The 24832-nt window shown below is 60.6% G+C and carries 24 protein-coding genes and 1 tRNA gene; 7 read left to right on the top strand and 18 right to left on the bottom strand.

The features are described 5' to 3' along the window. Window positions 1-23 precede the first annotated feature (23 nt). From HAT86_RS06640 to HAT86_RS06630, 3 genes are read left to right on the top strand one after another with little or no spacing between them, the layout of a single operon-like run. Complete coding sequence (locus HAT86_RS06640; protein WP_167194745.1) at window positions 24-1025, top strand: ligase-associated DNA damage response exonuclease; 1002 nt, start codon at window positions 24-26, stop codon at window positions 1023-1025. Beyond that, window positions 1022-2614: an ATP-dependent DNA ligase gene (locus tag HAT86_RS06635; RefSeq protein ID WP_167194742.1), complete on the top strand. Its 1593-nt coding sequence runs from the start codon at window positions 1022-1024 to the stop codon at window positions 2612-2614. Before HAT86_RS06640 ends, HAT86_RS06635 begins: the two co-directional genes overlap by 4 nt. A gap of 59 nt (window positions 2615-2673) precedes the next feature. Beyond that, window positions 2674-4494 (top strand): M3 family oligoendopeptidase, encoded by a 1821-nt coding sequence (locus tag HAT86_RS06630; protein ID WP_167194739.1) that lies wholly within the window; start codon window positions 2674-2676, stop codon window positions 4492-4494. A 22-nt stretch (window positions 4495-4516) separates the two neighbouring features. On the opposite strand, the gene HAT86_RS06625 is transcribed toward HAT86_RS06630, so the two are convergent. The 3 genes from HAT86_RS06625 to HAT86_RS06615 all read right to left on the bottom strand — a co-directional run bounded on the left by HAT86_RS06625 (window position 4517) and on the right by HAT86_RS06615 (window position 7724). Continuing rightward, window positions 4517-5572 (bottom strand): alpha/beta hydrolase, encoded by a 1056-nt coding sequence (locus tag HAT86_RS06625; protein WP_331272509.1) that lies wholly within the window; start codon window positions 5570-5572, stop codon window positions 4517-4519. A 74-nt stretch (window positions 5573-5646) separates the two neighbouring features. Beyond that, window positions 5647-6543: an RNA polymerase sigma factor RpoH gene (rpoH, locus tag HAT86_RS06620; RefSeq protein WP_167194736.1), complete on the bottom strand. Its 897-nt coding sequence runs from the start codon at window positions 6541-6543 to the stop codon at window positions 5647-5649. 134 nt (window positions 6544-6677) lie between these two features. After that, window positions 6678-7724, bottom strand: coding sequence for an RluA family pseudouridine synthase (locus HAT86_RS06615; protein WP_167194733.1), 1047 nt, complete (start codon window positions 7722-7724; stop codon window positions 6678-6680). Between HAT86_RS06615 and HAT86_RS06610 the strand changes: the two genes are divergently transcribed. Beyond that, entirely contained in the window at window positions 7723-8028 is a 306-nt protein-coding gene (locus HAT86_RS06610; protein WP_167194730.1) for a DUF6476 family protein, read from the top strand. The two genes, HAT86_RS06615 and HAT86_RS06610, sit on opposite strands and share 2 nt — an antisense overlap. Here the strand turns inward: HAT86_RS06610 and HAT86_RS06605 are convergent. Further along, window positions 8029-8105: transfer RNA gene (locus tag HAT86_RS06605), tRNA-His, on the bottom strand. Window positions 8106-8268: 163 nt separating this feature from the next. On the opposite strand from HAT86_RS06605, the gene HAT86_RS06600 reads away from it, so the two are divergent. Next, a complete protein-coding gene (locus tag HAT86_RS06600) occupies window positions 8269-8454 on the top strand; it encodes a DUF6324 family protein (RefSeq protein WP_167194727.1) in 186 nt (61 codons plus the stop codon). Here the strand turns inward: HAT86_RS06600 and HAT86_RS06595 are convergent. The 14 genes from HAT86_RS06595 to HAT86_RS06530 all read right to left on the bottom strand — a co-directional run bounded on the left by HAT86_RS06595 (window position 8444) and on the right by HAT86_RS06530 (window position 21560). After that, window positions 8444-8896: an MmcB family DNA repair protein gene (locus tag HAT86_RS06595; protein WP_167194724.1), complete on the bottom strand. Its 453-nt coding sequence runs from the start codon at window positions 8894-8896 to the stop codon at window positions 8444-8446. The two genes, HAT86_RS06600 and HAT86_RS06595, sit on opposite strands and share 11 nt — an antisense overlap. Before the next feature lie 329 nt (window positions 8897-9225). Further along, entirely contained in the window at window positions 9226-9558 is a 333-nt protein-coding gene (locus HAT86_RS06590) for a hypothetical protein (RefSeq protein ID WP_167194721.1), read from the bottom strand. Window positions 9559-9707: 149 nt separating this feature from the next. Further along, complete coding sequence (locus tag HAT86_RS06585) at window positions 9708-10397, bottom strand: ABC transporter ATP-binding protein (RefSeq protein ID WP_167194718.1); 690 nt, start codon at window positions 10395-10397, stop codon at window positions 9708-9710. Further along, window positions 10394-11149, bottom strand: a complete 756-nt coding sequence (locus HAT86_RS06580) for an ABC transporter ATP-binding protein (protein WP_167194715.1) — start codon at window positions 11147-11149, stop codon at window positions 10394-10396. Before HAT86_RS06580 ends, HAT86_RS06585 begins: the two co-directional genes overlap by 4 nt. Beyond that, entirely contained in the window at window positions 11142-12125 is a 984-nt protein-coding gene (locus tag HAT86_RS06575) for a branched-chain amino acid ABC transporter permease (RefSeq protein WP_167194712.1), read from the bottom strand. Before HAT86_RS06575 ends, HAT86_RS06580 begins: the two co-directional genes overlap by 8 nt. Then, window positions 12122-13045 (bottom strand): branched-chain amino acid ABC transporter permease, encoded by a 924-nt coding sequence (locus tag HAT86_RS06570; protein WP_167194709.1) that lies wholly within the window; start codon window positions 13043-13045, stop codon window positions 12122-12124. Before HAT86_RS06570 ends, HAT86_RS06575 begins: the two co-directional genes overlap by 4 nt. A gap of 116 nt (window positions 13046-13161) precedes the next feature. Continuing rightward, window positions 13162-13644 (bottom strand): transcription antitermination factor NusB, encoded by a 483-nt coding sequence (nusB, locus tag HAT86_RS06565; RefSeq protein WP_231125841.1) that lies wholly within the window; start codon window positions 13642-13644, stop codon window positions 13162-13164. Further along, window positions 13641-14186, bottom strand: a complete 546-nt coding sequence (locus HAT86_RS06560; protein WP_167194706.1) for a 6,7-dimethyl-8-ribityllumazine synthase — start codon at window positions 14184-14186, stop codon at window positions 13641-13643. Before HAT86_RS06560 ends, nusB begins: the two co-directional genes overlap by 4 nt. Window positions 14187-14190: 4 nt before the next feature. After that, window positions 14191-15342, bottom strand: a complete 1152-nt coding sequence (ribB, locus tag HAT86_RS06555; protein ID WP_167194702.1) for a 3,4-dihydroxy-2-butanone-4-phosphate synthase — start codon at window positions 15340-15342, stop codon at window positions 14191-14193. Between the two features lie 81 nt (window positions 15343-15423). Then, window positions 15424-16704, bottom strand: coding sequence for a DUF3422 family protein (locus HAT86_RS06550; protein WP_167194699.1), 1281 nt, complete (start codon window positions 16702-16704; stop codon window positions 15424-15426). Window positions 16705-16931: 227 nt separating this feature from the next. After that, entirely contained in the window at window positions 16932-18416 is a 1485-nt protein-coding gene (locus tag HAT86_RS06545) for an NAD(P)(+) transhydrogenase (Re/Si-specific) subunit beta (RefSeq protein WP_167194696.1), read from the bottom strand. 14 nt (window positions 18417-18430) lie between these two features. Beyond that, window positions 18431-20005, bottom strand: a complete 1575-nt coding sequence (locus HAT86_RS06540; protein WP_167194694.1) for a Re/Si-specific NAD(P)(+) transhydrogenase subunit alpha — start codon at window positions 20003-20005, stop codon at window positions 18431-18433. 128 nt (window positions 20006-20133) lie between these two features. Next, window positions 20134-20586: a methyltransferase family protein gene (locus HAT86_RS06535; protein WP_167194691.1), complete on the bottom strand. Its 453-nt coding sequence runs from the start codon at window positions 20584-20586 to the stop codon at window positions 20134-20136. A 23-nt stretch (window positions 20587-20609) separates the two neighbouring features. Beyond that, on the bottom strand, window positions 20610-21560 hold the full coding sequence (locus HAT86_RS06530) for an MBL fold metallo-hydrolase (protein ID WP_167194687.1): 951 nt from the start codon (window positions 21558-21560) through the stop codon (window positions 20610-20612). 154 nt (window positions 21561-21714) lie between these two features. Between HAT86_RS06530 and HAT86_RS06525 the strand changes: the two genes are divergently transcribed. Then, window positions 21715-22470 carry an SDR family NAD(P)-dependent oxidoreductase gene (locus HAT86_RS06525; protein ID WP_167194877.1) on the top strand — a complete coding sequence of 252 codons (756 nt, stop codon included), beginning with the start codon at window positions 21715-21717 and terminating at the stop codon, window positions 22468-22470. Between the two features lie 269 nt (window positions 22471-22739). Beyond that, complete coding sequence (locus HAT86_RS06520) at window positions 22740-24812, top strand: Hint domain-containing protein (RefSeq protein WP_167194684.1); 2073 nt, start codon at window positions 22740-22742, stop codon at window positions 24810-24812. Window positions 24813-24832: the final 20 nt, after the last annotated feature.

The following is a 24832-nucleotide window of genomic DNA, read 5'->3' as shown; positions in this document are numbered from 1 at the left end:
TCTGCACGCGCTATTGTTCCGGCATGGTTTTGGAGTTCACACCACAAGGCATTTATTGCCCGGCCGGGGATTTTTTTATCGACCCTTGGCGGCCGGTAGATCGCGCCCTGATTACACATGGCCATGCCGATCATGCCCGCCCCGGCCACCAACGCTATCTGGCAACAGACCTTGCCGCGCCGGTGATGCGCCATAGGCTGGGGGATATAGCACTTGAAACCATAGCCTATGGCGAATCGCGCAAAATAGGCGACGCGCGGGTGTCGTTTCATCCGGCAGGCCATGTGCCCGGCTCGGCCCAGATCAGACTCGAGGTCAGCGGCGAGATTTGGGTTGTCTCGGGCGATTATAAAACCGAAGCGGACCGCCTAAGCACACCGTTTGAGCCGCTGCGTTGCCATGGCTTTGTCACCGAAAGCACCTTTGGCCTGCCGGTCTTCAACTGGCCACGCGAGAATCAGGTGGCCGCCGAGATCAACGCTTGGTGGGCCGACAACGCGGCACAGGGCGTCTTCAGCCTGTTGGGGGCCTATGCCCTTGGTAAGGCCCAGCGGGTCTTGTCCTTGCTTGACCCGGACATCGCACCGATCCTGACCCATGGCGCGGTCGAAAACACCAATGCCGTTTTGCGGGGCCAAGGGCTGCAATTGCCCGACACGATCCAAGTGACCCCTGACACACAGGCGCGCGACTATCCCGGTGCCCTGATCATCGCCCCGCCCGGCGCATTGAACAGCACATGGGCGCGCCGGTTTCGCCCCGCCTCCACCGGGTTTGCAAGTGGCTGGATGCGCCTGCGCGGCGTGCGACGGCGGCGCGCGGCGGATCGTGGGTTTGTCATCTCGGGTCACGCCGATTGGGCGGGCCTGAACATGGCGATCAGGGAAACTGGTGCGGAAAATATCTATGTCACGCATGGCTACACTGATATCTTCAAGCGGTGGCTAACCTCGCAAGGATACAACGCCAAAGTTGTGCCGACCGAGTTCACAGGCGAAACGCTGGATGAGGCCGCAAGCGAATGAAACGCTTTGCCGCCCTGTTCACCGCCATTGACCAAACCACCAAAACCAACGCCAAGGTGGCCGCCTTGGCCGCCTATTTCCGTGATGCGCCGGATGATGACAAGTTATGGACAATCGCGCTGTTCTCGGGGCGTCGGCCGCGCCGGGCCGTCACCACCACCCGCCTGCGTGAATGGGCCGCCGAACGCGCGGGCATTCCCCTTTGGCTGTTCGAGGAAAGCTATCCCATCGTTGGCGATCTGGCCGAAACCATTGCATTGGTTTTGCCCGCGCCAACGGCGACACATGACGACAGCCTGACCACGTGGATCATGCGGCTGCGCGCCCTTGATACAGCCGACGACAGCGCGCGCATGGCCGCCGTGCTGGACGCATGGGACCAGATGCTGCCGACCGAACGCATGGTGTTCAACAAACTGCTGACCGGCGGCTTTCGCGTCGGGATCAGCCGCAAGCTGATGACCCGCGCCCTTGCCCAAGCCACCGGCCGGGACGAAGCCGAGCTGGCGCATCGCCTGATGGGCGACTGGACGCCGGACAGCACCAGTTTTCACGATCTGATCGAGAGCCCAGACAGCACCGCACAGGCGTCGCGCCCCTACCCGTTCTGTCTGGCGCATGGGTTGGACGACACGCCCGATACCCTTGGCCCGCCGACTGACTGGCTGGCCGAATGGAAATGGGACGGCATCCGGGGGCAGGTGATCGTGCGGCAAGGCACGCATTTTGTTTGGTCACGCGGCGAAGAGTTGATGACCGATCGTTTCCCCGAGTTCGCCGATGCCGCCGAGATATTGCCCGATGGCACGGTTCTGGATGGTGAATTGCTGGCCTTTGATGGCAGCGCCCCCCTGCCCTTCAACGCCTTGCAAAAACGCATCGGGCGCAAAACCGTGCCCAAGACACTGCTGACCGAAGCGCCGGTTATTCTGATGGCCTATGACCTTCTGGAAGACAACGGCCAAGACCTGCGCCACCTGCCCTTTGCCACGCGCCGGGCGCGCCTTGATACGATGCTGGCCAACCTGCCCGCAGAGGCACCAATCCGCGCCTCACAGCCTTTGACCTTTACCGATTGGTCCGATCTGGCAAATCAACGCGCCGATGCGCGCACCCATAGGGCCGAAGGCGTGATGCTAAAGCACAAGGACAGCCCATATCACGCCGGGCGCAAGAAAGGCGATTGGTGGAAATGGAAGCTGGACCCGCTGACGCTGGACGCGGTGATGATCTATGCGCAGCAGGGCCACGGGCGGCGGGCCAATCTGTTCACCGATTTCACATTTGCGGTGTGGGATGGCAACGATCTGGTGCCCTTCACCAAGGCCTATTCCGGGCTGACCGATGCCGAATTTCGACAGATCACGGCATGGGTGCGCAAGAACACGCTGCAACGGTTCGGCCCCGTCCGGCAGGTGCGCCCCGAACATGTGTTCGAGATTGCATTTGAGGGCATCGCGCCCTCACCCCGGCATAAATCCGGCGTTGCGTTGCGGTTTCCCCGCATGAAACGCTGGCGTCACGATAAACCCGTGGCCGAGGCCAACACATTGCAAGACCTGCGCGATATGCTGGCGCAATTCGGATGAAGCCTTGAGACATGGACCAAGGGGCCATATGTCTGATCGAAATCACAGGAGTTTCCCGCATGTTCCATCTGCCCACCCCCCTTCATGACGCCAACGCACCTTCAGGCGACGACGCTTTGGGGCGCTTGCCGGAATGGGATCTGACGGATCTTTACCCCAGCCCCGACGCACCCGAATTAAAGCGCGATCTGGACTGGCTTGAACAGGCCTGCGCCGATTTCGCCAAGGATTACGAGGGAAAACTGGCCGATCTTGATGCGGCAGGGCTGTTGGAGTGCATCAAACGCGATGAAAAGATCAGCAACATCGCCGGGCGGGTGATGTCCTATGCGGGGTTACGCTATTATCAGCACACCACCGATGGCGACCGGGCCAAGTTCATGTCCGACTGTCAGGAAAAGATCACCAACTACACCACGCCCTTGGTGTTTTTCACACTGGAACTGAACCGGCTGGACGAAGACGCGCTGACGACGATGTATGCCGAGGATGGCGACTTGGCCCGCTACAAGCCGGTGCTGGATCGTATCCGTGCAATGAAACCCTACCAACTGTCGGATGAACTTGAAAAATTCCTGCATGACATGGGCGTTGTCGGCGATGCTTGGGAACGCCTGTTCGATGAAACCATTGCCGGTCTGACCTTTACCATCGACGACGAAGAGTTGGGGATCGAGGCCACGCTGAACCTGCTGACAGATCAAGACCGCCGCAAACGCGAGGCCGGTGCGCGTGAATTGGCGCGGGTGTTTGGCCAGAACATCCGCACCTTTAGCCGTGTTCACAACACGGCGGCCAAGGAAAAAGAGGTGATCGACCGTTGGCGCGGCATGTCCACCCCGCAAACCGGGCGGCACCTGTCCAACGATGTTGAGCCCGAGGTGGTCGAGGCGCTGCGCGATGCGGTGGTGGCCGCCTATCCCAAGCTGAGCCACCGGTATTACGAGCTAAAGCGCAAATGGCTGGGCTTGGACCGGATGCAGGTGTGGGACCGCAACGCGCCGCTGCCGATCGAGGACACCAAGACCGTCGATTGGGACAGCGCCCGCGATATCGTAATGGAGGCCTATTCGGCCTTCGATCCGCGCATGGGCGATCTGGCAAACCCTTTCTTTTCGAAGGGTTGGATTGATGCCGGCGTCAAACCCGGCAAAGCGCCGGGAGCGTTTGCGCATCCCACGGTAACGGATGTGCACCCCTATGTGATGCTGAACTATCTGGGCAAACCCCGCGATGTGATGACGCTGGCGCATGAATTGGGCCATGGTGTGCACCAAGTCTTGGCCGCCGATCAGGGCGAATTGCTGGCCAACACCCCGCTGACGCTGGCCGAAACCGCCAGTGTGTTCGGCGAGATGCTGACCTTCCGCAAGATGCTGGACAAAGCGGCCAGTGACACCGAGCGCAAGGTGCTTCTGGCGGGCAAGGTCGAGGATATGATCAACACCGTGGTGCGCCAGATCGCGTTCTACGACTTTGAATGCAAGTTGCACGCCGCCCGCCGTGGGGGCGAGCTGACACCCGATGACATTAATGCCCTGTGGATGTCGGTTCAGGCCGAATCCCTTGGCCCGGCGTTTGATTTCATGGACGGATACGAAACGTTCTGGGCCTATATCCCGCATTTCGTGCATTCGCCGTTTTACGTTTACGCCTATGCTTTCGGCGATGGCTTGGTGAATGCGCTCTACGCCGTTTACGAAGAAGCCCCCGAAGGGTTTCAGGACAAATATTTCGATATGCTGAAGGCCGGGGGATCGAAGCATCACAAAGAGTTGCTGGCGCCTTTCGGGCTGGATGCCAGCGACCCCGCGTTCTGGGACAAGGGGCTCAGCATGATCTCGCGTCTGATTGACGAGTTGGAAGCGATGGAGGGCTAAGGCCCAGACAGGGGGCAGCGCATCACTGCGCGGCTTTCGGCACAAGAACCATGTAATCGGAAAAATCACCGCCCGACCCGCTTTCGGCAATCATCCCCCGCAGCAATTCGACGGCTGCGGGTGCCGTGACCGGCACAAAGTGATTGTAGCCTGCGCCATCGGCAAGCGCGGTGAAATCGATCACTTTGACATCCAGACCCTGCACTTTCTCCGGGCCGTCGATCAGGCCCAGCCGGGGCTTGCGCCCGGTCAGCCACCCGGCGACCGACAAGGCACGGTCCTGACGGGTGGTGAAGATCAGAAAGGGTTGTGGCAGTTGGCCTATGGCTTGCGCCTGCTTTTGAAATAATTCGGGGTCGATATCGGGCGACATCAGAACAACACCGCTGATCCGGCCAAGCAACGCATGATCACCGCGTATGGCCGCCTGTCGCAGCGTTTCCATAACCAGTTGCGACCCCATGGAATGTGCCAGTAACAGCACTTTCTCATTCGGCGCGGTGGCCAGCGCATCCAGCACCGACAGGAACGCATCTCGGGAATACAACACGCTGTCGCGGTCATAGATATAGCCACGCGGGTCCCCCGCCGATGGCCATGAAAACAGCACCGACGGCATGGTCAAATCGAAATCCGCACGAATCTGGGCCAGCCGATACATCGAATCGGACAGGGTGTTGTTGTAACCGTGAACAAAGACAAGGGTTTCAGGCCCGGTGCCGGTGCGGCGCAGGTCGCGCACAAGCCCCGCCTGTCCTTCCAAGATTTCGGTCTTGGTCACGACGAAATCGGTTGCCGCGTTCGGCTGTTCGTCAGGCCATTCGATCTGTCCCACCTGATGGGTTGGCGGCACCGAGACATCCGCACGGAAATAATTGAGACGATCCGCACGCAGCATGCCAAAGGCCTGCCCGGTCGCGTCAAACGGGCGCAAGGTGGCAATGTGGATGGGTTGAATAGTTGCATCGGGGTGTGGTGCACCACGCAAGGCGGTTTCTCGGGGCGCGCAGGCCGCAAGAGCCATCACCCCGCCCAACAGCCAGACCCGGCCAAGTCGCACGGTTCGCAGGATACTCACATGACCACTCCCAAGAAAAGCTTCTGCCGATACACGGCAGAAGCTAAAGCTTTTACGATGTTTCGCGCAAGCGGTCAGGTTGCGGACAGCATCCCTTTCTCAGCCGCCAAGTCGCGCATCCGTTTTTGCAGCTTTTCAAAGGCGCGCACCTCGATTTGCCGAATCCGTTCGCGGCTGACATCATATTGCGTGCTAAGATCTTCCAGCGTGATGGTCTTATCGCTAAGGCGGCGCTGCGTCAGGATATCACGCTCGCGGTCATTAAGAACGTCCATCGCCGCCGCCAGCATTTCGCGGCGCGCATCCAATTCATCACGTTTTTCATAATCAGCGGCCTGATCGGCGCTTTCATCTTCCAGCCAATCCTGCCACTCCATCGTGCCTTCGCCCTCGGAGCCGACCGTAGCGTTCAGCGAAGCATCGCCGCCCGACATGCGCCGGTTCATCGAAATCACCTCAGTCTCGGTGACGCCGAGATCATGGGCAATCTGCTTGACGTTCTCAGGGCGCAGGTCGCCCTCTTCCAAAGCGCCAATCTTGGCCTTCGCCTTGCGAAGGTTGAAGAACAGTTTTTTCTGGCCCGAGGTGGTGCCAAGTTTCACCATCGACCAACTGCGCAGGATGTATTCCTGAATGCTGGCGCGGATCCACCACATGGCATAGGTGGCAAGGCGAAAGCCTTTTTCAGGGTCAAACCGCTTGACCGCCTGCATCAGGCCAACATTCGCCTCGGAAATCACCTCGGCTGTGGGCAGGCCATAGCCGCGGTAGCCCATGGCAATCTTGGCCGCCAACCGCAGGTGGCTGGTGACCATCTTGTGTGCGGCCTCGGTGTCTTGTTCCTCGGCCCAACGTTTGGCCAGCATGTATTCCTCTTCCGGTTGCAGAAGAGGAAACTTGCGGATTTCCTGCATATAGCGGTTCAAGCCGCCTTCCGGCGTGGGGGCCGGTAGATTTGCGTAATTACTCACCAATGTCCCTCCCGATGTTTAGGATGTTAACATTCATCTGGGCGTCTAACGACCTGTTTTCAAGGGTCATGCCTTATGGATGTTAACGGAAAATGACGGGACTTGGGTTAATTTAGGATAAATGTGACAGGTCTTCACGCATCCGTGCGCGCAGCGCCGTCGCCCAGATAGCTTAGCAAATTTGCCATATCATCGGGCAAAGGGGCCTCAAACCTAAGGTTTTCGCCGGAAACCGGGTGTTCAAATCCCAAAACAGCGGCATGCAATGCTTGTCGTGAAAACCGGCCAACAGCATCCAGCGCCGTCTGCGGCAAAGCCCGCAGAGGCAGTTTGCGTCGCCCGCCATAGACCGGATCACCGATCAGGCCATGGCCCGCATGGGCCATATGCACCCTGATCTGATGGGTGCGCCCGGTTTCCAGCCAGCATTCCACCAGCGACGCGGCAGGCGGCTTGCCAAAACTTTGCACCACGCGCGCCCGGGTCACGGCATGGCGTCCGCCCTCGAAGGTCACGGCCTGTTTCTGCCGGTCGGTGCGATGGCGCGCCAGCCCGGTGGTGATTTTCATGATATTGCCTGCCTCAAAGCTGACGCCGCGCACACCGCGCAGGCGCGGGTCAGCGGCATTCGGCACACCATAAACCGCCGCCCGATAATAGCGTTCGACGCTGTGTTTTTCGAACTGCACCGCCAAGCCATGATGCGCACGATCAGATTTGGCCACCACCAGCAGGCCCGATGTGTCCTTGTCGATGCGATGCACGATGCCGGGGCGCTTGGCCCCGCCCACACCCGACAAACTATCACCGCAGTGATGCAGCAGCGCATTAACCAAGGTGCCGCCGGGGCTGCCGGGGGCGGGGTGCACGACCATGCCGGGGGGTTTATTGATGACGATCAGGTCGTCATCCTCGAACACAACGTTCAGCGTGATATCTTCGGGGGCGATATGGCTGTCTTGGGCTTGCGGCACGGTGATGTCGATCTGGTCGCCCTCAGTCACACGCGCCTTGGGGTCGGCCATGGCGGCACCGTTGACCTGCACCGCGCCCTCGGAAATCAGCCGGGCAAGCCGGGTGCGTGACAGTGCGGCCGCCTCTGGCACATCGCGGGCCAAAGCCTTATCAAGGCGCGGTGGCGGATCGGCAGCGATCCGAAAAGAAACAAGGGTAGACCCCATGGAAAACAGCCCCGAGCCTCAGCCGGAGATCGACCCGGCGATGATACGTTATCTGCGCCTATTGGTCACGATCCTGACGGGCACGATGATTGCTGGCCTTCTAGTGATCATCTTTCTGTTTGTCACCCGCTTCAGCAACACAGGCCCGGAGTTGCCCGGCACGATCACCCTGCCTGACGGGGCAAGCGCAGCAGCCTTTACCCAAGGCAACGGCTGGTATGCGGTTGTCACTGACGATGACCGGATATTGATCTACGACCGCGACAGCGGCGCGCTGCGGCAGACCATTACAATCGAAAAGTGATGGTACCGCCTCCCTGGCTTGAACAGGGGACCTCTGGATCCACAATCCAGCGCTCTAACCAACTGAGCTAAGGCGGCACTGCAGCGCGATTTAACTTTCCGCGCGGGCGATTGCAAGCCTGTTGATGGTTGAATTTTCACAAGTCACGGCGGGCGGGGGCCGCGACACGGCGGTCTGGCGCACAGCTTGCCTTTCGCGGCAGGCCAGAGTATCCCCAAAGCGCTTGAACAGGAGGCCGTTATGGGCATCAACACCGAACGCGACATCGAGGCGAACCTTCAGATCGGACCGACCGATCAGGGCATGGTGCGCCTGTTCATCGAGGCGGATGGCCTTGAGATTCCGATGGATTTCTCACCCGAGGAAGCCGAAGACATCGCCAGCGAGATCATGGCCGCTGTCAAAGCGGCACAGGCTAAGGGCTAAACCCGCCCGGATCGCGCAGCCCCTGCAAACGCAAGGCCGCATGGCGGGCAAATCGGCGGATCACAGCGTTGCGGCGCGCGCCTGCCAGCCGGGTTTCCGGCCCCCTTCGCAGAATTTCGGCGTCATACGCATCGGCGATGATCAGCCCGGTCTCGTCAGGCAACAGATCGGTCGGGAAATCCGCATCGACCGCCCAGAAAAATCGATCCGCCCATTCCAGATAGCCTTGCCATTTCGCATCGGATGTAAAATCGGCGCGCGAAGATTTGCATTCGATCACCCAGAGCTGGCCTTTTGGGCCAAGCGCCATGACATCAACACGCTTGCCGCGTTCGGGGCTGAATTCTTCAATACAAACAAAGTCATGGCCCAGTAAATGCCGGCAGACCCCACGCGCCAAAAGCTGTCCGGGTTGCAAAGTAGGATCGGTCGGCATAGTCATGCACCCAATATGAACAAAAGCAGAACGCATGCAACCCCTTGTCCGGTGCCACGATAAGCCCTACCTAGGGTCTGTGGCGGGTGCTGCCCTTCTCGTGATCGGTTGCATTCCGGTGGCCTTAAGCAATTCCGAGGGAGTTGGCTCTGGCCAGGCCCTGGTCTGGTTAATTCCGACACCCACCTGTATATACAGGTCCTCGGGAATGAGAGAACCAAACGGCCGCGTGCGGGCCCGTCACACCTTTCCATCTAGCACTGTCATTAACGCAAACTGAAACGGGCCGTGCGGTTGGCACGACCCGATCTATTCGTCATGTTTGGACCTCGCGCTTAGCGCTTTCCGAACAGGCTTTTGCGCTCTTCGTCCGCCGGGACAGGAATCGTCGCGTGTTCGGGGCGCATTACATGCTGGCGCAGCCCACCGCGCGGACCCTCGTCGTCATCGTCTTTCAGGCGCATCACGGCGATACCGAACTGCACCCCGGCAAAAATGACGCCGTTGGAAATCCACAGGATCACCACCGCCAATAGGCCCTTGTCGGATGTGCTGACCAGATGCCACAGGGTGGCAACATTAAAATACAGCAACATGCCCACAAAGGCCGCCGCGATACCAAAGCCGATGGCAACGTGAGTGATGTAAAGGCGGATGAGTTTTGGCATGTCTAAGACTCCCCTTGTTCACGTCCAAACGTAGCATGTTTGAGAACAGGCTCAAGCCCAGTGACCCGATCAGGGGCGCGACCGGCTGTCACCCGCCGATCCCGGCTGGGCAACATTTCGACGCTCAGACAACCCGTCTAGGCCTTATGCTAGACGCCCAGATACCGGTCGGTCACATCCGGGGTCAGAGCACCGAACGCGCCTTGCCAAACGCTGCGGCCTTTTTCAAGGATCACGGCGCTGTCGGCCACGTTCGACAGTTCGCGAATCGACTTGTCGATCACGATCAGCGCCATCCCGGTGTCCGCCTTGAGCAGCCGGATGGCAGCCCAGATTTCCTGACGCACCACGGGGGCCAGCCCCTCGGTCGCCTCGTCAAGGATCAAAAGCCGCGGGTTGGTCATCAGGGCGCGGCCAATGGCCAGCATCTGTTGCTCGCCCCCCGAAAGCGACGCCGCCCCCTGACCCGCCCGATCAATAAGCCGCGGAAAAAGACGACCCACGGCGGCCATATCCCAAGGGCCGGGCCGGGCCGCTGCGATCAGGTTTTCCTGCACCGTCAGGTTGGTGAAACAGCGCCGCCCCTCGGGCACAAGGCCGATCCCTGCCCGCGCCGCGCGATGCGCGGGCACGCGCGCCAGATCGCGCCCGTCGAACACCACAGTGCCGCCCTTGTGCGACAACAAGCGACAGATCACCTTGACCGTGGTCGATTTGCCCATGCCGTTTCGCCCCATCAGCGCCAGCACCTGCCCTTCGTCCAGCGACAGGTTCACGTCAAACAGCGCTTGGCTGGGGCCGTAAAAGGCCGATATGCGCGACAGGGTCAGAAAGCTCATGCGTCCTCCTCCTCGCCCAGATAGGCGGTGCGCACGTCGCGGTTGGCGCGGATTTCATCGACCGTGCCGGTGGCGATGATCTGGCCATAGACCAGCACGCTGATCCGGTCGGCCAAGGCAAACACCGCATCCATATCGTGTTCGATCAGCAAAATGGGCGCCTCTGCGCGCAGACCGTCCAGCAAATCCATCAACCGGCGCGACCCCTCGGCACCAAGCCCGGCCATGGGTTCATCCATTAGGAACACGCGGGGCGACAAGGTCAGGGCAACGGCGACTTCAAGCTGGCGGCGTTGGCCGTGCGACAGCTCGGAGGTGCGCAGCGCCTCAAACTCGTCCAAGCCCACGGTTGTCAGCGCCACGCGCGCCTGTGCCAGCAAATCTGCGTCGCGCATGACGGGGCGGAAAAAGCGAAACACATCGCCGCGCGCGCCAAGCGCGCCAAGCACCGCGTTTTGAAGCACGGTGTAGTCCATCGCCAGTGACGATATCTGAAACGTGCGCCCCATCCCAAGCCGCGCCCGCGCGGCGGTGCTGAGGCTGGTCACATCGCATCCGTCAAAAAGGACACGCCCTGCATCGGGGCGCAGCCCGCCCGCGATCTGCTGGATCAAGGTGGATTTCCCCGCGCCGTTGGGACCGATCAGCGCGTGAATCTCACCCGGCCGCACTGTCAGGTCGATATCCTGACTGGCCTGAAGCGCGCCAAAGGCTTTGCAGACCCCGCGAATATCAAGAATCGGGTCAGTCATGCGCACGCTCCCGCCCGGCCAGAAGGCCATACAGCCCACCACGCGCAAACAGCACCACACCCAGAAGGATTGCGCCAAGATAGATGTGCCAAAACTCGCTAAGGCCCCCAAGGCTGTGTTCCAGCACGATGAACAGGGCCGCGCCGGCAACGGGGCCGAACACGCGCCCCACCCCGCCAAGGATCACGAACACCATGATTTCCCCCGAGGTTTGCCACGAAAACATCGTTGGGCTGACAAAGCGGTTGAGATCAGCAAACAGCGCCCCCGCCAGCCCGGTGATCGCGCCCGAGATCACAAAGGCGGTCAGATACAGACGATACGGCACTTGCCCCAATGCTTGCGCGCGCGCCTGCGATTGCCGCGCCGCGCCCAGCATCAACCCAAAGGGCGACCGGGCAATGCGCCAGACGATGAACAGCACCAACAGCAATAACCCATAGCACAGACCGAAAAACTGGATCGGGTCCATGGTGTTCAGCCCCGGAAAGCCGTTTCGCACATAGATCGACATGCCGTCTTCGCCGCCATAGGCGGGCCATGAGATTGCGAAGAAATAGAACATTTGCGCAAAGGCCAGCGTGATCATGATGAAATACACGCCCGTCGTGCGCAGCGACAGCGCCCCGATCCCAAGCGCCGCGATGGCCGAGGCAACAACCGCCACCAGCCAGATCACCGGCATGGATTTTGTGCCCTCGATGGTCATGGGCCAGTCGATCAACGGCGCGTAGGTTTGGGCGTGAAAGGCCAAAATGCCCATGGCATAGCCGCCCACACCGAAAAACAGGGCATGCCCAAGGCTGACAAGCCCGCCCAGCCCAAGCGCCACGTTCAGCCCCACACCGGCGATGGCGAAAATCACCGCCCGAGTGGCCAGCGTGATGGTAAACGGCTCGTCCGTGAGATGCGCCCATAGTGGCACGGCCAGCAAAAGCACCATAAGGACCGCATTCAGGATGGGTTCACGCCTCATGTCGCGCGCGCCCCGAACAGACCCTGCGGGCGAAACAGCAAGACACCAGCCATCAGGATGTATATCGCCATCGACGCCAGCGAGGCCCCGACCGTGGTGGCAGCTGACGGCTCCATCACCAGACCGAACAGGACAGGCAGCAGAAAGCGGCCCAGTGTGTCGGTCAGCCCCACAAGGATCGCGCCAATAAACGCCCCCTTGATCGAACCGATCCCGCCGATCACGATCACCACGAAGGCAAGGATCAGCACCGGTTCCCCCATACCAACCTGCACCGTCTGGATCGCACCGATCAGCGCCCCTGCAAACCCCGCCAGCGCCGCGCCCAGCGCAAAGACAAGCGTGTAAAGCCGCGAAATATTGACGCCAAGCGCGCCGATCATCTCGCGGTCGTTTTCACCGGCGCGGATGCGAATGCCGATACGGGTGCGCGCAATCATCCAGAACAATCCAGCCGCCACCGCCAAACCGACCAGAATGATCGCCAGCCGGTAGCGCGAATATTCGATGCCAAAGGGCAGCATCACCGTGCCCGACAACCAGTCTGGCGTGTCAAGAAACAGCGGGAACGAGCCAAACACCCATCGCGTGCCTTCGGAAAAAATCAGGATCAGCGCGAAGGTGGCCAGCACCTGATCAAGGTGATCGCGATCATATAGCCGCCGGATCACCAGCATTTCCACGATCACCCCGGCCAGTGCCGCCGCGATCAGGCTGGCCGCCAAAGCCAACAGAAACGAGCCCGTCCACGCCGCCACGCCAGCGGCGGCAAAGGCCCCCACCATGTAAAGCGAGCCATGCGCGAGGTTGATCAACCCCATCACGCCAAAGATCAGCGTCAATCCGGCGGCCATCAGGAACAGCATGACGCCGAATTGCAGCCCGTTCAGCGTCTGCTCGATCAAAAGGATGGTGGACATCGTTTTGTTTGCCTGTTGTTGCCTGCCCCGGTGCCCCGCCCGCGCGGATGACCCCGTTTAGCACGCAAATGCAAAGGCCGGAAAGACCGGCCTTGCGTGGCGCAACCCTAACGGGATCAGAACGCCTCGGGCTTGGCCTCACGCGCCATGTGATCCAGCACGGCATTGACGAACTTGGGCTCGCGCCCCTCGGGGTAAAAGCTTTTGGCGATATCGACGAATTCCATGATCACCACCTTGGGGGGCGTGTCGGATTGCGTCATTTCTGCGCCTGCGGCCCGGAACAGCGCGCGCAGCGTCGGGTCGATCCGGCCAATGGGCCATTTGGCCACCAGTGCGCGGTCGGTCATCTGGTCAATGCTGGCCTGCCAATTGACCGCGTCGCGCATCAGCGACTCAAACAGATCGACATCACCCTCCTGCATGTCGCCTTCGTCGTAATGCGCGCCAAAGCGGTGATCTTCGAATTCGCGGATCACGGAATCAACGGTCTGCTGCCCCGCCTCCATCTGGAACAGCGCCTGCACGGCATAAAGCCGTGACGCCGAGCGCATCTTGCGCCGCTGGTTGCCGGAAACGGGTGTGTCGTCGGTCATCATGCCTTGGGGTTGTCCTTAAGCTCGCCTGCCAGCTTGTATTCCTCGGCGGCGGGCATAAAGCCCACGCCTTTGCGCTGGCCGCCCCACTTACGGCCGAGCGCGACCAGATGCAAGGCCGCAGCCGCCGCGCCCGCGCCTTTGTTCATCTGCCCCGGATCGGCACGCACTTCGGCCTGATTACGGTTTTCGACGGTCAGGATACCATTGCCGATGCAAAGCCCCTGAAGCCCCAACAGGGTGATCCCGCGCGAGCTGTCGTTGCAGACAGTTTCATAATGCGTGGTTTCCCCGCGGATGACGCAGCCAAGCGCAACATACCCGTCAAAGTTCGACATTCGGGCCGCGATGGTGATGGCCGTGGGGATTTCCAGTGCGCCGGGCACCTCGACCAATTCGAACGTGCCGCCCGCGGCCTCGATCTCGGCGGTGGCGCCGGCAATCAGGTTGTCAGCGATGTCACGGTAGAACGGCGCCACGACGACCAGCAATTTGACCGGCTCGGCAAACTCGGGGCGCGACAGGGTGTATTCTTTTTCGGCCATGGGTTTATCCTTCGCTTAAGGGGCGGGTGCCGGTGATGGAAATGCCATAGGCATCCAGCCCCAGATAGCGCGTGTCGGGGCTGTCTGTCAGCAAGATCAGGTCATAAAGCCCCATGGTTGACATGATCTGCGCCCCAAGGCCCGTCTGCTTGATGGTGCGCGGCGCGTCGTCATCTTCAAGCTCCTTGGCAATGCTGGGCCGCGGCTGGCGGAACAAAAAAACCGCGCCGCGCCCTTCGCGGGCGATGGCATTCATCGCCTTGGGAATTTTCGAGGTCGGACCACTTTCGGCAGGGCTCAGCCCGACGCCCAGCACGTCCTCCATCACGTTCAGCGCATGCGTCCGCGCCAAAACGGGCTGCCCGTCAAAGATATCGCCCTTGATCAGCACAACATGTTCGGTGCCGGTGATCTGATCGGCAAACAAGCGCATTTCCCATGCGCCACCATGGCTGGAATGCACGGTGTCGCGGCGCACTTCGCGCACAAGGTTGTCGTGCTTGTGGCGATAGGCGATTAGATCGGAAATCGTCCCGATCTTGAGGTTATGGGTTTGCGCAAACTCGACCAGATCGGGCAGACGCGCCATGGTGCCGTCATCCTTCATGATCTCGCAGATCACGCCCGCGGGCTTGCAGCCCGCCAGACGCGCGATATCGACGGCCGCCTCGGTATGGCCCGCGCGCACCAGCACGCCGCCGTTGCGCGCGCGCAGCGGGAACACATGGCCCGGCGTCGCGATCGACGCGGCGGTGTTCTGTTCGTTGATCGCCACGGCCACGGTGTGGGCGCGGTCCCCGGCGGAAATGCCGGTGGTCACGCCTTCGCGCGCCTCGATCGAGACGGTAAAGGCAGTTTCCATGCGCGACGAGTTGTTGACCGCCATCATCGGCAGGCCAAGCTGACCAATGCGCTCCTCCGTCATCGGCAGGCAAATCAGGCCGCGCCCATGGGTGGCCATGAAATTGATCACTTCGGGCGTCGCAAACTCGGCGGCAATCACCAGATCGCCCTCATTCTCGCGGTCTTCGTGATCGACAAGGATGAACATCCGGCCGACGCGGGCCTCGGCGATGATCTCTTCGGTCGGCGCGATATGCGCACTCAGGCTTTGTTCAACCTCGCCCGGTTTTTCAAAAGGGATCGTATCGGACATGGCAGTATTTCCTTGGGCTTTGATGAGGGGCGGGATAGCGCAGCGCACCTGCATTGGCCAGAGCCGATGTCGCAGAGGGTGTCAGTGCATCCGCTTTCGGATACGATGCACCATCCACCACACGGCCGCCACAACGGGAGGCGTGGCCATGGCCGTCAGCATGCCCTTGCTCACCTCTAGTGGCGCAGCCATAGGATACAGCAGATAGCCCACCAACGACACCGCGTAATAGCTGATGGCAACCACCGACAGGCCTTCGACCGTGCGTTGCAGGCGCAACTGCATGTCGGCGCGGCGGTCCATGCTTTCCAGCAGGGCCTGATTCTGCGCGCTGCGTTCCACATCGACGCGGGTGCGCAACAATTCGCCCGCCCGCATCGCACGGTCGGCCATGGCGTTCAGCCGCTCCTGACTGGATTGGACAGTGCGCATCGCCGGATCATAACGGCGCATCATGAATTCCGAGAAAGTCTGTCGCCCTTCGAACCGCTGTTCGCGCAGCACCTCGATTCGCTGCTGGACGATACTCTTGTAAGCCTCAGTTGCGCCGAACCGGAACGAGGATTGCGCCACCATGGCTTCCAGTTCCGCCGAGATCGACAAAAGGCTTGTCAGCGTATCCTCGGCGCGGGTCGTCTGGCCCGTCATGTCTCCGATCATCGCGCTCAACTGTGCGTCCAACTCGCCCATGCGCGCGCTTAGGTCGCGGGCCCGCGAAAAGCCCAACATCGACATCGCCTTGTAGGTCTCAATCTCGCACAAGCGCTGCACCACCCGGCCAATCCGGCGCTGGCCGGTATCCGGCGCAATCGTGACCGCAAAGCGCAAATGGCCGGCCGGGTCGATGCGAAAATCACCGGCCACCACGGCAGCATCATCCAGCACGCGGGCCACGGCCACGCTTTCGGCGACAAACCATTCCTTGATCTGTTCGCAGGTCGTGGCCTTGTCCGTCCACGGGGTGATGCGGATCAGGGCGGATGTCATCCGCACGCCCGGCGCATCGTTCAACCAATCCTCGGGGAACACCTCGAAATCCGCCGGATCAAAAGGCCGCGCGCTCAGCCCGTCGGTATAGGCGGTGTAGGTCACAAACTCGGTATGGCTTTCCCATTTCAGCATATGCCGCCCAATGCGGCCAAAATAATGCGTGGCGCCGGGCTGTGGATGCGGAGCGCCGTGGCGATCCAGCAGCGCCAGCAGGTGGTCCATATCCGCCGCCCGATCCCGAGCCGCCGCACCATCGGCCCGCTTGATCGCCAGATAGGCCGCTGTTGACGGGGCTTGCATCGTAGGAAACGGCCGCGCATGCAGCTCATTGGCAAGGCGATAACGCAGCGGATGGTCTTCGATAGGCGGCATGGGCGGGATCCTCTTGTTGGCCGCAATCTATCCTTTGCGACCCCGGCAAGAAAGGGAATTCTTGTTAAAAGGCAGATGCTTAGCTGCACACAGTCGCATACTGCACGCCCCACACCTTCATTGTTCCAAAAATACTCATATCACGACGGTCTGCCGCAGCCACAGACCAAAGAAAAAGGGCGCAGCCTTGCAACTGCGCCCTCTTCACGTGTCATATCAAACCCCAATCACTCGATCTTGCCCAAAAGGGCCGACATGCTGTCCTTGGCGTCGCCATAGAACATGCGCGTATTCTCCTTGAAGAACAGCGGGTTTTCGATGCCGGAATAGCCCGTTCCCTGCCCGCGCTTGGACACGAAGACCTGTTTCGCTTTCCAGACCTCCAGCACCGGCATACCGGCGATGGGGCTGTTGGGGTCGTCCTGTGCGGCCGGGTTCACGATGTCGTTCGAGCCGATGACGATGACAACATCCGTTTCGGGGAAGTCGTCGTTGATCTCGTCCATCTCCATGACGATGTCATAGGGCACCTTGGCTTCGGCCAGCAGCACGTTCATGTGCCCCGGCAAACGGCCCGCCACGGGGTGGATGGCGAAACGCACATTTTTGCCCTGTCCACGCAGTTTGTTGGTCAACTCGCTGACCGACTGCTGCGCCTGCGCCACCGCCATACCGTAGCCCGGCACGATGATCACGCTGTCGGCCTCGTTCAGGGCCTGCGCCACACCGTCGGCGTCGATGGCGATCTGTTCGCCCTCGACCTCGGCCGCCGGGCCGGTCGCGCCGCCAAAGCCGCCCAAGATCACGCTGATGAACGACCGGTTCATCGCCTTGCACATGATATAAGACAGGATCGCACCGGAAGAGCCGACAAGCGCGCCCACCACGATCAGCAGGTCATTGCCAAGGCTAAAGCCGATGGCCGCCGCCGCCCAACCCGAGTAGCTGTTAAGCATTGAGACCACCACGGGCATGTCGGCACCACCGATGCCCATGATCAGGTGATAGCCGATAAACAGCGCCAGCAGCGTCAACAAGATCAGCGTCCAGGTGCCCGCACCGCCCAGATACATCGCGGCAAAGATCACCGAAAGCGCCACGGCACTGGCGTTCAGTACATGCCCGCCCGGCAGCTTTTTCGCCGCCGAGTCGACCTTGCCCGCCAGTTTGCCATAGGCGATCACCGAGCCGGTAAAGGTCACAGCCCCGATCCAGACGCCCAGCACCAGTTCGACCTTGAGAATCCCCACCTCAACGGCGGTTTTCTTGGCCACGATGGCAGCAAAGCCCGAGAAGGTTTTGGCAAAGGCCGCAGCCTCGGCTGTTACCTCTTCGGGGCGGGGAAAGGCAAAGCCTTCACCGATGAATTGCGCGGCCACCCGGCCCAGTTCGATATGCGCGTTGAAGCCCACGAAAACCGCCGCAAGCCCCACAAGGCTGTGCATGATCGCCACAAGCTCGGGCATTTGGGTCATTTGCACCCGCGTGGCCAGTTGATAGCCAATCGCGCCGCCACCAGCGATCAGGACCAGCGACAAAAGCCACAGCCCCTGCCCCGGCCCGATCAACGTGGCGACAATCGCAATTGCCATGCCCACAATGCCATACCAGACGGCGCGTTTCGCGCTTTCCTGCCCTGACAGCCCGCCAAGGCTGAGGATGAAAAGAACGGCTGCGACCACGTAGGCCGCAATGGTAAATCCGTAGTCCATTGGTGCCTACCTCCTTAAGATTTCTGGAACATGGCGAGCATGCGCCGTGTCACGAGGAAGCCGCCGAAAATGTTGATCGCGGCCATGAAGACCGACAGGGCGGCCAATATTGTGATCAGGAACGAGCTTGACCCGATCTGCATCAGCGCGCCCAGAATGATGATCGACGAAATCGCGTTCGTGACCGCCATCAGCGGCGTGTGCAAGCTGTGGCTGACGCCCCAGATCACTTGGAAGCCGACAAAGACCGACAGGACGAAGACGATAAAGTGCTGCATAAAGCTGGCGGGCGCAATCAGGCCCACAGCCAGAACCAGCAGCGCGCCGACGCCCAAAAGCGTGACTTGGTTTTTGGTCTGCTGCTTGAAGGCCGCGATTTCCTGCGCGCGTTTTTCTTCCGGCGTCAGCTCTTTCGGCGCTTCTTTCTTGGGTTGCGCCGCGATTGCAGCCACCTTGGGCGGCGGCGGCGGGAAGGTCACGTCACCGCCATGCGCCACAGTGGCCCCGCGGATCACGTCATCTTCCATGTCGTGATTGACCTGCCCGTCTTTTTCCGGCGTCAGGTCGGTCATCATGTGGCGGATGTTGGTGGCGTAAAGCGAGCTGGCCTGCGTGGCCATCCGGCTGGGGAAGTCAGTGTAGCCGATGATCGTCACGCCGTTATCGGTGACGATCTTGTCGTCCATCACGGTCAGTTTGCAGTTGCCGCCCTTTTCAGCCGCCAGATCGACAATCACGCTGCCGCGCTTCATCGCCTTGACCATATCCTCGGTCCAAAGCTCGGGCGCTTCGCGGTTGGGGATCAGGGCCGTGGTGATGACGATATCCACCTCGGGCGCCAGTTCGCGGAACTTGGCCAGTTGCGCTTCCCGGAATTCCGGGCTGGAGGGGGCTGCATAGCCACCCGATGCCGCGCCGTCCTGGGTTTCTTCCTCGAAATCCAGATAGACGAATTCAGCGCCCATGGATTCGACCTGCTCGGCCACTTCGGGGCGCACGTCGAACGCGTAGGTGATCGCCCCCAGCGAGGTCGAGGTGCCGATCGCGGCAAGCCCCGCCACACCGGCACCGACAACCAGAACCTTGGCCGGCGGCACTTTACCCGCCGCAGTGATCTGTCCGGTGAAGAAGCGACCAAAGTTGTTGCCCGCCTCGATCACCGCGCGGTAGCCCGCGATATTGGCCATCGACGACAGCGCATCCATCTTTTGCGCGCGGCTGATGCGCGGCACCATGTCCATCGCGATGACAGAGGTGCCTTTCTTGGCCAATTGCTCCATCTGCGCTTCGTTCTGGGCGGGCCAGAAGAAGGAGATCAGCAATTGATCGGCACGCAGGCGCTTGGCCTCGGTTTCCGTCGGCGGGCGCACCTTGGCCACGATATCGCAGGCCTTGTATAGCGCTGCCGCCGATTTAATCACTTCGACGCCAGCCTCTTCATAGGCGGCGTCCGCGAAACCTGCCGCCTTGCCTGCGCCGCTTTCGATGGCGCAGTCATAACCCAGTTTCTGTAGCTGAAGCGCAGAGTCGGGCGTCATGGCAACCCGCGCCTCGCCCTCCATCACTTCTGTTGGTGTTCCGATTTTCAACGTCGCTTCCCCCGTTTTTCGTTTATTCTACTGCAAAGCCATAACGGCCAGATGCCCGTTCAGACTGCTATCTGACGGTTTATTTCATACTTTTCCACCGGTTTCGATGCCCGGAATGTCGCATTCGCTCAAATCCAACGCCGTGTCTTTTCGCAATAGCGTGCAAATTCCATACGAAAAGTGCGGCGCATGCGGTTTTCTTCCGGCTCGACAAAGCGCTTTTCGATGATCCAGAGAAAGACCGGCACCAAAGGCAGCGCCAAAACCGCGTCCCAACGCAGAATCAACCCCAGAAGAATCAGCGTATCACCCAGATAGATAGGGTTGCGCGTGCGGCTGAAGATGCCCGATTGCACCAGATGCTGCGGCACTTCGTGCGGGATGATGGTGGTCCGGTGGCGGCGCATTTCATAGACGGCCAGCAGCATCAGCAACAGCCCACCGCCCACCAGAACGCCACCCGCAAAATCGGACCATGCCCCGCCAAAGGACAAGCCCGCCGGGTAATACATGGCTTGCACCCATGCGATCACCAGACAGGCCACAAGCCACACAGGCGGAATATCAACCCATTTCAACATGGCTTATCCCGGTGCACTGGCGGTCACTCCCATTCCATTTCCTCGAACACGCGGCCGGCGTTTTTGGTGGCCAGTTCCTCGAACGTATCCATATACTCCCACTGCGACTGATCAACGTAATAGGCATCGGACAAGTCACCGCCATTGTCGATATGTTCGCCAATCTTGGCGCGCAGATCCTTCAGATAGCCGGTGGTGCCCTTGGTCACGGTCCCCATGTTGGTCGGATGACCGTGGCCGGGAATCACATAGGTGGCCCCCAGATCGGTAAATGGCCCATCAAAGGTTTCGATCCAGGCGTCCGTGTCAGCGCCGGGAAAGATCGGCGGCATGCGTTCATGAAAGGCGATGTCGCCCGCGATCACGATCTCCCATTGCGGAATCCAGACCTGCGTGTCGCCGGGGCCATGGGCCGGGCCAAGGTGCAGGACATGAAAGGTCACGCCACCCATCTCGATGATCTTTTCACCCTCGAAAGACATGTTGGGCACGACAACGGTGGTGCCTTCGGCCTTGTCCTCATTGTAGCGCTGCATGCCTTGGAGGATGAAATCGCCCTCTTCCTCGATCTCGTGAATCGCATCGACATGCGCCAAAATATCCACGCCCTGCGCGGCCCAATAGGAATTTCCCAACATGGCATGGCCTTGGCCGTTTTCGTTGATCACCAGCTTGACCGGCTGATCGGTGACGGCCTTGATCTCATCATGCAGGGCGTTGGCAAGGCGATAGGACGCGCCACCATTGATCACGACAACGCCATCCTGCGTGACGATGAAAGATAGATTGTTGTTATGGCCTGAGTTTTCATAGGTGGGTGGGGCCGTGGCCCCGATGGCCGAATAGACATTCGGGATGAATTCATAGGGTTTGGCATATAATTCGGACTGCGGGTATTGGTCCGCGATATCCTCAAAGGCCAAGGCGGGAGCCGCAAGGCTGGCGGCCACAAGAGCTGTAACAAACGGTTTCATCGTATCCTCCCTGAAAACGGTTGCGCGATCCTACGCATTCACCTTCGTGAATGTCTAGGGGGCGCCTCGGCATGGCTTGCCAACGGTAGACCAAATTATAGGCTAGCGTAGCAGTGAACGTTACAGGCACAAGGGAGGATCGGGCATGGAGCCTATGTTGAACGCCGCGCATGCGCTTGTCACCGGTGGGGGCACGGGGATTGGGCTGGCCATCGCGCAACGGCTGGCCGCACAAGGGGCCAAAGTAACCATCACCGGACGCCGTGCCGACGTGCTGGACGCCGCCGCCGCCGACACGCCCGGCCTGCACCCGCTGGTGATGGATGTCACCGACGAAGCCCAAGTGCAAAACGGGATCGCGCAGGCCGTGGCGGCGCGCGGGGCGGTGCAAATCTGCATTCCGAACGCCGGGATCGCCGAAGGCCGCGCCGTGCACAAGACCGATATGGCGTTCTGGCGGCGGATCATGGACACCAATCTTGACGGGGCGTTCCTGACGATCCGCGAATGCCTGCCCGCCATGCGGCAAGCCGATTGGGGCCGCGTTGTGGCGATATCTTCAATCGCAGGGCTGCGCGGATTGCAGGGCGCGGCGGCCTATTCGGCGTCGAAACACGGGCTAATCGGGCTGATCCGTGGCCTGAGCGAAGATTACATGGGCCGCCCGATGACCTTTAATGCGGTGTGCCCCGGCTATGTGGACACCGAGATTGTCAGCCGCAACACCGCCGCCATCCGCGAGCGTGCAGGCGTCAGCGAAGAAGACGCGCGGCAAATGATGATCAACCAGAACCGTCATCAGCGCTTGATCGCCCCTGACGAGGTGGCGCAAGCGGTCTTGTGGCTGTGCGGCCCCGGATCGAGCAGCGTAAACGGCCAATGCATTGAAATCGCGGGCGGTCAGGTTTGATCGTCCGCTTGTCGGCCCGCATGGGCCGCCGCGCAAGGCCTCGCAAAACACAGCCCGCCTTGAGATAAACGCCCCATCAGCGAGCGGTCGCATAATCGCCTCAATTCATCGCGAATTTGCCTAAAATCACTCCGTTTTCAGCCACACACAGTTTGTATCCATTTGGGAAACAACGGGCGCAAATCGTGCCCCACCGACCCAAAGCGGCGCAAGACCGCAAACGCGTATGAGTGCAGGGGGCACCCCCCAAACAGGCTGGAGTGAGAGATATGCCCGACGGGTATCTGGTACAACTTGGCGACACGTCGCTGGATCCAAACGACAGCATCGTTGATCCGCTGACATCCTTCACCACCGATACCATCATCGGCACGGGCGACTGGATCTGGTCTGGCACGTGGAATGGCCAAACTTTCACCAACACGTCCGCACCGGGCGTCTATTATCTGGCCACCAATGACAATGTCTATTTCGTGCCCGATTACGGCCCTGTGAATACGATCACCTCGGCCAGTGTCGAAACCGCGCCAAGTTTCTCGACCAATGACGGCATCGTGTCCGGCACAGCAGGCGACGACATCATTGATGACACCTATACCGACAGCGACGGCGACGTTATCGACGGCGGCGATGGCACCGGACCGGCGGGCAACGAAGATCTGGTTGAAGCCGGGGACGGGAATGACAGCGTGGCGTCCGGGCTGGGCAATGACACGGTGTACGGCGAAGCCGGGATGGACACGCTGGATGGCGGCGATGGCGACGACCTGTTGATCGGCGGCAGCGGCAACGATTCGGTTCTGGGTGGCGATGGCAATGACACGCTTTACGGCGATGACGCCCCGCAACAAGGGCAGTGGGACTACCAAGTTTTCAACTACGACTTTGACAGTAGCAACTTTCAGGCCTTCGACATTGAAAACGGAACTTTGGTCGGCGACGGGCAAACTGACGAGTTCGATTCAACCACGCTGGTCAATGACGCGCGCGGCACAACAGGCGACCCAAATGATTTTGGTGTGATCTATTCGTCGCAGCTTTTGGCATCAGAAGACGGCACCTACACATTTTCAACCACATCCGACGATGGCTCGACCATCCAGATATTCGACGAGAACGGCACGCCCCTGACTTGGACGAATCAGGGCGGCGGGACCGCCGATTTCATGGACAATGACCGCCATCAGGCCGCCACGAGCCGGTCTGGTGAAGTTACCCTTGAGGCTGGGCGGCTTTATACGATTGAGGTGCGCCATTGGGAAAACCTTGGCGGTCAGGAGATCTCGGGCACCGTGACATCGCCAAGCGGCACGACCGAAAACCTTGCCGACAGTGCGCTGGTGATCGGCCCCGAAAGTAATGCGGTAGGCGATGACGTGATCGACGGTGGGGCCGGTGATGACCTCCTGTTCGGCAACGGCGGCAACGACACGCTGATCGGCGGCACCGGGGCTGATACGTTGTATGGTGGATTAGGCGATGACGAGATGTATCTGGCCGAAGGTGACGTGGCCTTTGGCGGCGATGGCGATGACCTGTTTGTTCTGGGCAACCTGAACGAGATCGGCAGCAGCACCATCACGATCACCGGTGGCGAAACCGGTGAAACAAACGGCGACACCCTGCAACTCAACGCTGAAGTCACGCCGGACGACATCACCTTTACCAACACCGACGACGCGGCGGGCGGGTTGTCTGGGACATTCACCATGACGGACGGCACGGTGGTGAATTTCAGCGAGATCGAGAACATCATCTGCTTTACCCCCGGCACACGTATCCTGACCGAGCACGGAGACCGCGCGATCGAAACCTTGCGGGCGGGCGACCGCGTGCTGACCCGTGACCGGGGCTTGCAACCGATTCGCTGGATTGGTCACAGCACGGTCGAGGGACAGGGCAAGTTCGCGCCAATCGCGATCAATTCCAACGTTTTGGACGGCGCGCGGCGGCCCTTGCTGGTGTCACCGCAGCACCGGATGCTGTTCAGCGGATACAAAGCCGAGCTGCTGTTTGGCGACCCCGAGGTTCTGGTGGCTGCCAAGCACCTTGTCGATGGCCGGGCTGTGCGCGTGGCCCCGCGCCGCCGCGTGACCTATTTTCACCTGATGTTGGACCGGCACGAAGTGATTTTTGCCGAAGGTGCCGCGACCGAAAGCTTTCATGCCAACGATCTGGGCGTCGCCGCCATTGCGCAGCCTGCGCGCGAAGAAATGTTCAACGCCTTCCCGCATCTGCGTGCCGATCTAAATGCCTATGGCGACACAGTGCGCCAATGCCTGAAAGCACACGAAGCGCGCCTCTTGCTTGAGTCCAAGAACAGTTTTGCCCTTGCGGCCTGATTATTTCGCGTGCAGCGGGT

It is taken from the genome of Roseovarius gahaiensis (assembly GCF_011601345.1).
GTDB lineage: Bacteria > Pseudomonadota > Alphaproteobacteria > Rhodobacterales > Rhodobacteraceae > Roseovarius > Roseovarius gahaiensis.
The sequence above is the reverse complement of the archived record's forward strand: the minus strand, read 5'-3'. Positions and strand labels throughout refer to the sequence as shown.

What these genes read in the sequence shown, in the direction of transcription:
- HAT86_RS06640 (WP_167194745.1), top strand. Translation starts at nt 24, where the DNA reads ATGGTTTTGGAGTTCACACCACAAGGCATTTATTGCCCGGCCGGGGAT.
- HAT86_RS06635 (WP_167194742.1), top strand. Translation starts at nt 1,022, where the DNA reads ATGAAACGCTTTGCCGCCCTGTTCACCGCCATTGACCAAACCACCAAA.
- HAT86_RS06630 (WP_167194739.1), top strand. Translation starts at nt 2,674, where the DNA reads ATGTTCCATCTGCCCACCCCCCTTCATGACGCCAACGCACCTTCAGGC.
- HAT86_RS06610 (WP_167194730.1), top strand. Translation starts at nt 7,723, where the DNA reads ATGGAAAACAGCCCCGAGCCTCAGCCGGAGATCGACCCGGCGATGATA.
- HAT86_RS06615 (WP_167194733.1), bottom strand. Translation starts at nt 7,724, where the DNA reads ATGGGGTCTACCCTTGTTTCTTTTCGGATCGCTGCCGATCCGCCACCG.
- HAT86_RS06600 (WP_167194727.1), top strand. Translation starts at nt 8,269, where the DNA reads ATGGGCATCAACACCGAACGCGACATCGAGGCGAACCTTCAGATCGGA.
- HAT86_RS06595 (WP_167194724.1), bottom strand. Translation starts at nt 8,896, where the DNA reads ATGACTATGCCGACCGATCCTACTTTGCAACCCGGACAGCTTTTGGCG.
- HAT86_RS06590 (WP_167194721.1), bottom strand. Translation starts at nt 9,558, where the DNA reads ATGCCAAAACTCATCCGCCTTTACATCACTCACGTTGCCATCGGCTTT.
- HAT86_RS06585 (WP_167194718.1), bottom strand. Translation starts at nt 10,397, where the DNA reads ATGAGCTTTCTGACCCTGTCGCGCATATCGGCCTTTTACGGCCCCAGC.
- HAT86_RS06580 (WP_167194715.1), bottom strand. Translation starts at nt 11,149, where the DNA reads ATGACTGACCCGATTCTTGATATTCGCGGGGTCTGCAAAGCCTTTGGC.
- HAT86_RS06575 (WP_167194712.1), bottom strand. Translation starts at nt 12,125, where the DNA reads ATGAGGCGTGAACCCATCCTGAATGCGGTCCTTATGGTGCTTTTGCTG.
- HAT86_RS06570 (WP_167194709.1), bottom strand. Translation starts at nt 13,045, where the DNA reads ATGTCCACCATCCTTTTGATCGAGCAGACGCTGAACGGGCTGCAATTC.
- nusB (WP_231125841.1), bottom strand. Translation starts at nt 13,644, where the DNA reads ATGATGACCGACGACACACCCGTTTCCGGCAACCAGCGGCGCAAGATG.
- HAT86_RS06560 (WP_167194706.1), bottom strand. Translation starts at nt 14,186, where the DNA reads ATGGCCGAAAAAGAATACACCCTGTCGCGCCCCGAGTTTGCCGAGCCG.
- ribB (WP_167194702.1), bottom strand. Translation starts at nt 15,342, where the DNA reads ATGTCCGATACGATCCCTTTTGAAAAACCGGGCGAGGTTGAACAAAGC.
- HAT86_RS06550 (WP_167194699.1), bottom strand. Translation starts at nt 16,704, where the DNA reads ATGCCGCCTATCGAAGACCATCCGCTGCGTTATCGCCTTGCCAATGAG.
- HAT86_RS06545 (WP_167194696.1), bottom strand. Translation starts at nt 18,416, where the DNA reads ATGGACTACGGATTTACCATTGCGGCCTACGTGGTCGCAGCCGTTCTT.
- HAT86_RS06535 (WP_167194691.1), bottom strand. Translation starts at nt 20,586, where the DNA reads ATGTTGAAATGGGTTGATATTCCGCCTGTGTGGCTTGTGGCCTGTCTG.
- HAT86_RS06530 (WP_167194687.1), bottom strand. Translation starts at nt 21,560, where the DNA reads ATGAAACCGTTTGTTACAGCTCTTGTGGCCGCCAGCCTTGCGGCTCCC.
- HAT86_RS06525 (WP_167194877.1), top strand. Translation starts at nt 21,715, where the DNA reads ATGTTGAACGCCGCGCATGCGCTTGTCACCGGTGGGGGCACGGGGATT.
- HAT86_RS06520 (WP_167194684.1), top strand. Translation starts at nt 22,740, where the DNA reads ATGCCCGACGGGTATCTGGTACAACTTGGCGACACGTCGCTGGATCCA.